Genomic DNA, 8,502 nt, shown 5'->3' with positions numbered 1-8,502 from the left:
AGCTGGGGGAGATGAGGGGGATGAGGGAGATGAGGGGGATGAGGGAGTGAAATTCCCAATTCCCAATCACCAATCAGCAATTCCCAATCAGCAATTCCCAATCACCAGTCCCCAGTCTCCAGTCCCCAAATTAAAAGAAATTTGTCATCCAAGGCGAGTCTCCTGCGAATATTTGCGTGGCTGCTGAAAGGGCTGTTTCTGTAGCATTAAGTTTTCCTACTAGCTGCAAATGCTGGGGAGTAAATAAGCTTGTGTATAGTGGTGCTAATTCTTTAATGTCTAGTTGAAATTCACCTTTGCCGCCTTTTGTGACTTCACCTCGGCCGTTGGCGACAGATAAAATAAATTTACCGTTGTTGGCAACTAGTAAGTCATCTTGAACTGCCAAATGTAGTTCGGCTTGAATTCCTGGTGGATAACCCCGCATCTCTAGCGCTTTGACTACATCTATTACTCGTAACATCCAACGGTCGTGACTGTGGATTTTGGCAGTTTGCTCTGGTAGTAGCAATGTCAAAGAATCGATAACAGAACTCTTCCAGCGTACCTTTTCGATTTGGGAGCGATGACTGGCTACAAAAGACCAGAAAGTTTGGGCAGCAGTAGCCGTGAGTATTACCCAATCTCTCACTTTCAGAATTGCCCCATCTTTTGTTGAATGCTGGCTGACGATAATGTAGCCTTGAGGTTTTTCTTTATTACCTATTAAATACCCATAGACAGTTTCTTGACCGTCTGGTTGAATTAATGCTTGCCAAATAACTTGATTGCGGTCTAAATACCCATGAATGAGTTTTGCTTGCTGGTGATATAGGTCATGAAAGATTTGATGATTGCTGACATCTACAGATTGTAGAGGTAATGTTTGCTCTCGCACTTGGATAGTTTCAGTAGGAATTTCCCAAATGCAATAACTGCCTGCTTGCTCGTATCCTGCTTTCCGATACAACCGTTGAGTAGCTGGATAGAGAACAGAAATAGGTACTTCTTGAGTATGGAGTTCTTGGAGGGTATGCTTTACTAATGCGATCGCCGCTCCACCTCCGCGATATTCTGGAGCAATACCCACTGCGGCAATTCCTGCCATCGGTACGCGTTGACCTCCCCACCACTGACCCATTGAGATAATTCCCAGTCCACCTGCAACTTGCTTGTCTCGATAGATAACGCGAAAGTTTTCTGAGCCAACACGGTTAATGTATGTTTCACTGTCACCAGTTGCCATGAGAAAACACTGTTCTAAGATACTTCCTAGTTGCTGAATATCTTCTGTAGGTGCAAGTGTAGTGTATTCAAATTTAGATATCATACTCATTCGTTATTAAGACACGCATAAAAAGCTCAATCCAGGGGATTTCCCATCTTTCCCCCTGTTTTTAAAACAATCCATCTTTTGTCAATTTGGTGTCATCGTTTTTACTTTAGTCACACGAAAATACAATCATACTACAACGCGCAGTACTTTTAGCATTTCACTGATTCACTACTACACAAACTATGAATTGAGACTTGACAAACAACTTCTCAGGGCGAACAGCCGTACCCTACTCTTCGAGAACGCCTAACGGCGAACGGGAACGCTAAGAGCGAACGCCCCTACAAATTCTTGCATGTGTATCAAGATTTTGGTGAATTGGTATAAAACGTTTTGCTAGCAACAAAAGGACTTTTCAAACAGCCTCTTAGCCGGAGATTTTTCTACATCCACTTAACTTTCCAAAATTTCCAATAATTGTGCTTCATTTAACTGAATAATTCCCAACGCCTGCGCCTTTTCTAATTTAGAACCGGCATCTTCTCCTACAACCAAATAATCAGTTTTTTTACTAACTGAATCAGTCACTTTCCCACCAGCTTTTTGAATTAATGCCTTTGCCTCGTCTCGCTTTAAAGTTGGTAAAGTACCTGTAACTACAAAGGTTTTACCTGCTAATTTTTGATTGCCATCACTTATAGTTGTTTCTTCTGCGGCGGCAAATTGTAAACCTGCGACTCGCAAACGTTCAATTAAAGTTTGATTGGCATCAATGCGAAACCATTGGTAAACAGACTGAGCGATTTCAGCACCGATACCATAAATGCCTTCAATATCTGACTGCTTTGCTGCCGTCAACTGTTCTACTGTGAAATACTTTTGCGTCAATAATTGAGCATTCACACTGCCAACGTGACGGATGCCTAAACCATACAATACTCTTGACCAAGGTTGATTTTTCGATTGCGCGATCGCATCTACTAATTTCTGCGCTGATTTTTCCCCCATCCGTTCCAATTCACATAATTTCTCTTTTGTCAATTCATATAAATCAGCAACGGAATGTACTGAACCTTTATCAACAAGTTGATGCACTAGTTTTTCGCCCACGCCTTTAATGTCTAAAGCATCACGACTTACCCAATGTTCAATTGAGCCTTTGAGAATTGCCGCACAAGAAGCATTGACACACCTAGTCACCGCTTCACCCGATTCTCGCACCACGAGTTGACCGCAAACTGGGCAATGAGTGGGCATGACAAAAGGTTCGGTGTCACTAGGTCGGAGTTCTTGGAGTACCCGTACTACTTCTGGGATAATTTCCCCAGCTTTGCGAACAATGACAGTATCACCAATGCGGATATCTAATTGAGCAATGCGATCGCTATTGTGTAAAGTAGCACGGGAAACTGTCGTTCCTGCTAGTTGCACGGGGCGCATTTCTGCCAAGGGCGTTAACGCCCCTGTTCTGCCGACATTTACGGCAATATTTTCTACACGCGTCGGTGCTTCTTCTGCTGGGTACTTCAACGCCACAGCCCACCGAGGAAATTTCTGGGTAAATCCTAGCTGTTCTTGCAGTTTAAATAAGTTGAGCTTCACCACTACCCCATCAGTCATGTAGGGTAAATTTAGCCGTTCCGTATCCCAGTATTTATAATATTCTGCTACTTCTGGTAGAGAGCCACACAGCTTATGATTAGGGTTAACCCGAAAACCCATCTTCTGCAACAACTCCAAGGCTTCCCATTGCGTATTAGAAATACTCGCGTCGTCCATCCCAGGAATGTGCAGCGTATAGGCAAAGAAATCTAACCGTCGCCGAGCGACAATGCGCGAGTCTAATTGTCTGAGCGTACCAGCTGCGGCGTTGCGAGGATTGGCAAATAACTGCTCGCCTGCTTTTTGCCTTTCCTCGTTGATTTGTTTAAACACTTCTAAAGGCAAAAACGCCTCACCCCGCACTTCTATTTTTTCCAGGTTTTCTAAACCTGCTAAATTCAGGCGCAACGGAATTGAGCGAATTGTTCGGACATTTTGGGTAATATCTTCACCCATCACTCCATCACCTCTAGTTGCACCCCTAACTAGAATGCCATTTTGGTAAGTAAGAGCGATCGCAGAACCATCAATTTTGAGTTCACAGACGTATTCTACCGAAGCTACTGTTGGTGCTTGTCGCCGCCAACGCTGTTCCCACACTCGCAATTCATCAACATTAAAGGCATTCTCTAAACTGTACAGGGGAATGTTATGCCGCACCGAGGTAAACTGCGTTGCTGGTCTCTCACCCACGCGCTGAGTGGGACTATCCGGCGCGATTAATTCTGGATACTGAGTTTCCATCTGTTGCAATTCCCGATACAGCTGGTCATAAACTGCATCCTCCATGATTGGTGCATCTAGCACGTAATATGCATAGCTAGCTTGTTGCAACAACTGGCGCAGTTCTTCTACACGCTTTACTTCGGGCTGAATCTGTATCATTAGACTTTTAATTGAATACTTAAAGAATAGAGTTTAAAGACGATGAAACCTGCATAGGCAGGCTTTGTGAGTGCTGAGTTCTGAGTGCTGAGTGCTGAGTTAGAAGTTAGATTTTCAAGATTAGCAGAGATATTTTAGACAAACACAACGTACTTATCTAGGTTACTCAATTTAAAGCGAATCGTTACATCCATCAGTAGACCTAATATTTCGTGTGCTGTGTCTTCTTCTAATTAATCACCAGTTGCCCTATCTATCAAGATAATTTCTTTGTAAGCTTGGATAGTTTCCGTTTTCGTAGATTCGGGGAAACCTCTGATTTCTAATATGATGTTTCTTCCTATGTAGGAAAATGAATCTTTAAAACTAAACTTTAATTTTTAACTAACAAAATTACAAATGGTGTGTGTAGTTATGGTTAAAACTTTCACAGGCGATCGCCCAATTATCATTGCCCACCGAGGCGCTAGCGGCTATCGACCAGAACATACTTTGGCTGCTTATGAACTAGCGATCGCTTTAGGAACTGACTACATCGAACCAGATTTAGTTTCAACCAAAGATGGTGTTTTAATTGCTCGTCACGAAAATGAAATTTCCCAAACAACCGATGTTGCTAATCATCCAGAATTTTCTCATCTTCAAACTACTAAAATAATTGATGGCGAAGCAAAAAATGGTTGGTTTACAGAAGATTTTACCCTTACTGAACTGAAAACACTACGAGCCAAAGAACGCATTCCCCTGATGCGTACTCAAAATACTCAATATGATGGATTATTTGAGATTCCCACACTCCAAGAAATCATTGATTTAGCCAAGTTGAAAAGTGCAGAGATTGGGCGTAATATTGGCATTTATCCAGAAACTAAACATCCAACTTACTTCAAATCTATTGGGTTATCTTTAGAAGAACCTTTATTAGAGATATTACAAGCAAACGATTATCGAGGAGCTAATGCACCTGTTTTCATTCAATCTTTTGAAGTGAGTAATTTACAAGCTTTATCTACAAAAACTGATTTACCGCTGGTGCAATTACTCAACATCAGCGGTCAACCTTATGATTTTATTGTGAATGGCGATGAGCGCACCTATGCGGACTTAGCAACTGCGTCAGGTTTAAGAGAAATTGCTAAATACGCACAAGCGATTGGTATTCATAAAAACTTGTTGCTTCCAAGAGATAACATTAATAAATTACGATCGCCGACCTCTTTAGTAAAGGATGCTCATATAGCTTCTTTATTAGTTCATGTCTGGACTTTTCGTAATGAGGACTTTTTTTTACCGCTAGATTTTCAAGGAAATCCCCAAGAGGAATATAAATTATTTTTTAGCTTAGGTATTGATGGCGTGTTTAGCGATTACCCAGATATAGCCAAACAAGCAATTCTAGACTTTAGATTTTAGATTTTAGTCAGCTATACAGCTATAAAAGACATTAAATTTCAGTACTTTGATTTGCAAGGTAATTGAGCGAACGAAAACGGATACTAACAAGTTGTTCGTAAAGTGGGTTGAGCTTACACAATGGTGGAATATAAAGGATTGGACGCTCAAAAACTTTGATAGTCCGTTCAAATGGGCAACAAGATGGAATCAGCCAACAAAAGAATTGAGCAACTTTAGGATTAGTAATTTCGATTGAATCAAGTTTTTGACGTAAGTAATCCAATAAATTATAATAGGCGATCGCTTGAGTTTTAATTAACATTTTTTCACTCCCCACTTATTAGATAATTGAGATTTATCACTTCCAGAGATTACGCCGTTTTCAAATTTTCTTTGAATGTCATGATTCGAGCTTGTGCTGTTGGAATTAAAGTCCAACCTGATTGACGCAATTTCTGATAAGTCGCCCATCCCTTAGAACCGTGAGGAATATCATAATCTTGTACAGCTTCTGGACGAGTTGTATAAGGTTGCCAAGGTCGATCGACTGACGTTCTTAAATGCAAAATCAATTCACTATTACTTCCGAAAGTGGAGAGCCAGCACATTTGTCCAGTCATAAGTTTACATCCTTATAGAGTGTTTTCTGCTGCTTATTAAGCATTCAATTAGTAAATAGAAAAGAAACACACAATTTGCTAATACTCAAGATGCATTAGAAATTAGAAAATACCTAAAGTTAATATTAGTTTTGAAGTAACAGCTAGTAAGGGCAATAATTAAAGCTCTCTTCAGTTATTCATGCTTTCACTTGCAAGACCGATTAATTTAGAAGCTATTTACTATACTTCTATTGTGTTGAATGAAACTCTAATAATCTTCGCCCTTGAGAATTAATTGTAAGTTTAATTCAATATTCCTTTCGATTTTTTTACAATACCATTTGGTGTAAATACGATGAATTTATAGTTTTCTAAAGTTTGTATTAGAAGTGACTACTCTGTTTTTAATTAAGATTATTTGGTGAAAATTGTGAATTGTTTCTAACTTTCAAGAAACTTTACTTATTTTTGTTTAAAAGTTTAAATAGCTTTGATTGCGGTATCGAGCTTCTTCAACCATGATTTGGCATTAAGTCGATATCCGTGCGACTTCCAGACTGCAATCAGCCGTCCTATCTAAAAGCTGCACTATTGTCACATTGGTTAAAACCTGTAAACCTTCTCCTTTGCCCCACGTCTACGCAACTTAAGATATACTTTGAAGAAATGTGAAATTAAATTGCGTTTTTATAAAAATCAGCTCTCCATCAGTTGATTCATGAGCCAGCCTGAAGATATTGCTGCCAAAACAAATTCTTTGACTAACCACGATTTCAAACCCATTCACATACCTGGCTCTATTCAACCTCATGGCTTACTACTAGCACTTAGTACCGAGCTAGAGATTCTGCAAGTTAGCAAAAATACCCAAGAATACTTGAGCAAAGAACCAGAAGATTTGCTCGGTCAACCATTGAGCTACTTGTTTGACGCTCAACAAGTTGAAGCGATCGAGCAGTATTTAGTAAAAAAAACTAGTAGCATTAATGTTTTTAAAGTATCAATCATGACTGTGAATGGTGAGCGATACTTTGACGGCATCGTTCACCGTATAGAAGCAGCTGTGATTCTTGAGCTAGAACCGACAGACTCTAGCTCAGAGTTGAGTTTCTTGAGCTTTCAAGCTTTGGCAGGTGAAGCGATCGCTAATATGCAAAACACATCAAACCTGACAGAGTTCTTGCATCTAATAACAGAAGAATTACGAGAAATCACAGGGTTTGACCGGGTGATGGTCTATCAATTTGACCGACAGCAAGCAGGTTCGGTAATTGGCGAAGCCAAACGCGAAGATTTATCACCATATTTAGGACTCCACTATCCCGCTACAGATATTCCCCAGCAGTCAAGAGAACTATATAAACGCTGCTTGCTTCGATTTGTCCCCGATTTAACGGCTCAACCCGTTAAGCTAGTCCCAATTGACAATCCCATAACACAACAACCTCTCGACTTAAGCTTATCTATACTCAGGAGTTGTGATTCGTGTTGCGCGGAATATCATCAAAATATGGGAGTGAGAGCTTTTTTAGTGATTTCGCTCCTTCAAAAACAGCAACTTTGGGGATTAATTGCTTGTCATCATGAAACACCAAAGCATATTCCTTATGAAATGCGGAATATATGCGAGTTTTTAGGAAGGATTGTGTCGTTAGAGTTAGCGCACAAAGTCAGTCAATCAGAATTGGACTATAAAGTAAAACTCAAATCGCTACAGTCGGAGTTTATAGAGTCTATTTCCCAAGCAGATAATTTTATCGATGCCCTAATCAAACCAGAAATCCGCTTGCTGGATTTAGTCGGTGCTTCTGGAGCAGTAGTTTGTTTGAATGATGAAATTACACTTGTGGGAGCAACACCAGATATCGAGCGAGTGCAAGCGCTAATTGAATGGGCAGACACCCATGTTAATGACAATTTATTTGTGAGCGATTCTCTACCGAAGCTTTACCCAGAGGCTATTGCATTCAAACAGACTGCCAGTGGCTTGCTACTATTGCGGATTTCTCAAGTTCTGCGATATTACATCCTTTGGTTTCGCCCTGAAGTCATCCAAACCGTAAATTGGGCAGGTAATCCTAACGAATCCATTCAAGTTGAGGCAGATGGTAGCGTTACTCTTTGCCCGCGAAAGTCTTTTGAGAGTTGGCAAGAATCAGTTCAATTAACTTCCTTACCTTGGAAACAGTGTGAAATTGACAGTGCCTTAGCTTTGAAGAATGCGATCGTCGGTATTGTACTTTCTAAAGCGGATGAGTTAGCCAAAATCAACCTAGAGTTAGAGCGCAGCAACAGAGAACTAGCTTCCTTTGCCTATGCTGCTTCCCACGACCTCAAAGAACCTTTGCGCGGCATCTATAACTTCTCGACAGTGTTGTTAGAAGACTACGGCGAAATCCTAGATGATGACGGAGTTGATTATTTGCAGACAGTAGTTTCCTTGTCCGTGCGAATGGAAACTTTGATAAATGCGCTGCTGCGACTGTCGCAGTTAGGACAAGCACAATTGCGAAAGCAAGAAATTAATCTCAATGAATTGCTCAAGCAAGTAATTGATGTTTTTCATGCTAGTCGGCAAGACTCAGAGCTTATTGATATTCGCATTCCCCGACCTTTACCAACGGTTCAGTGCGATCCAGTTCTCGTTAACGAAGTCTTCAGTAACTTGATTGGCAATGCTTTGAAATACAACGATAAAGCAGAGCTATGGGTAGAAATTGGTTATTTAGGGGAGCAGGGGAGCAGGGGAGCAGGGGAGCAGGG

At 40.7% G+C, this 8,502-nt stretch carries 6 protein-coding genes; 2 read left to right on the top strand and 4 right to left on the bottom strand.

What is annotated here, in order from left to right:
- Positions 1-130: 130 nt before the first annotated feature.
- Both I8752_RS20435 and ligA read right to left on the bottom strand, forming a co-directional pair.
- Positions 131-1,309, bottom strand: a complete 1,179-nt coding sequence (locus I8752_RS20435; RefSeq protein ID WP_214434128.1) for a GNAT family N-acetyltransferase — start codon at positions 1,307-1,309, stop codon at positions 131-133.
- 399 nt (positions 1,310-1,708) lie between these two features.
- A complete protein-coding gene (ligA, locus tag I8752_RS20430) occupies positions 1,709-3,742 on the bottom strand; it encodes an NAD-dependent DNA ligase LigA (RefSeq protein ID WP_214434127.1) in 2,034 nt (677 codons plus the stop codon).
- 414 nt (positions 3,743-4,156) lie between these two features.
- Between ligA and I8752_RS20425 the strand changes: the two genes are divergently transcribed.
- Positions 4,157-5,155, top strand: a complete 999-nt coding sequence (locus tag I8752_RS20425) for a glycerophosphodiester phosphodiesterase (RefSeq protein WP_214434126.1) — start codon at positions 4,157-4,159, stop codon at positions 5,153-5,155.
- A gap of 31 nt (positions 5,156-5,186) precedes the next feature.
- On the opposite strand, the gene I8752_RS20420 is transcribed toward I8752_RS20425, so the two are convergent.
- Together I8752_RS20420 and I8752_RS20415 are read right to left on the bottom strand one after the other, a co-directional pair.
- Entirely contained in the window at positions 5,187-5,459 is a 273-nt protein-coding gene (locus I8752_RS20420; protein WP_214434125.1) for a Mo-dependent nitrogenase C-terminal domain-containing protein, read from the bottom strand.
- A gap of 49 nt (positions 5,460-5,508) precedes the next feature.
- Positions 5,509-5,757 (bottom strand): hypothetical protein, encoded by a 249-nt coding sequence (locus I8752_RS20415; protein WP_214434124.1) that lies wholly within the window; start codon positions 5,755-5,757, stop codon positions 5,509-5,511.
- Between the two features lie 700 nt (positions 5,758-6,457).
- Between I8752_RS20415 and I8752_RS20410 the strand changes: the two genes are divergently transcribed.
- A partial coding sequence (locus I8752_RS20410; protein ID WP_214434123.1) for a GAF domain-containing protein occupies positions 6,458-8,502 on the top strand: 2,045 nt, incomplete at its 3' end.

Source organism: Dendronalium phyllosphericum CENA369 (assembly GCF_016056275.1).
Taxonomy (GTDB): domain Bacteria; phylum Cyanobacteriota; class Cyanobacteriia; order Cyanobacteriales; family Nostocaceae; genus Dendronalium; species Dendronalium phyllosphericum.
This window is presented reverse-complemented; position numbering and strand designations above follow the sequence as displayed.

Excerpts from the sequence above, each read along its gene's own strand:
- I8752_RS20420 (WP_214434125.1), bottom strand. The coding sequence starts at position 5,459 with ATGTTAATTAAAACTCAAGCGATCGCCTATTATAATTTATTGGATTAC.
- ligA (WP_214434127.1), bottom strand. The coding sequence starts at position 3,742 with ATGATACAGATTCAGCCCGAAGTAAAGCGTGTAGAAGAACTGCGCCAG.
- I8752_RS20435 (WP_214434128.1), bottom strand. The coding sequence starts at position 1,309 with ATGATATCTAAATTTGAATACACTACACTTGCACCTACAGAAGATATT.
- I8752_RS20425 (WP_214434126.1), top strand. The coding sequence starts at position 4,157 with ATGGTTAAAACTTTCACAGGCGATCGCCCAATTATCATTGCCCACCGA.
- I8752_RS20415 (WP_214434124.1), bottom strand. The coding sequence starts at position 5,757 with ATGACTGGACAAATGTGCTGGCTCTCCACTTTCGGAAGTAATAGTGAA.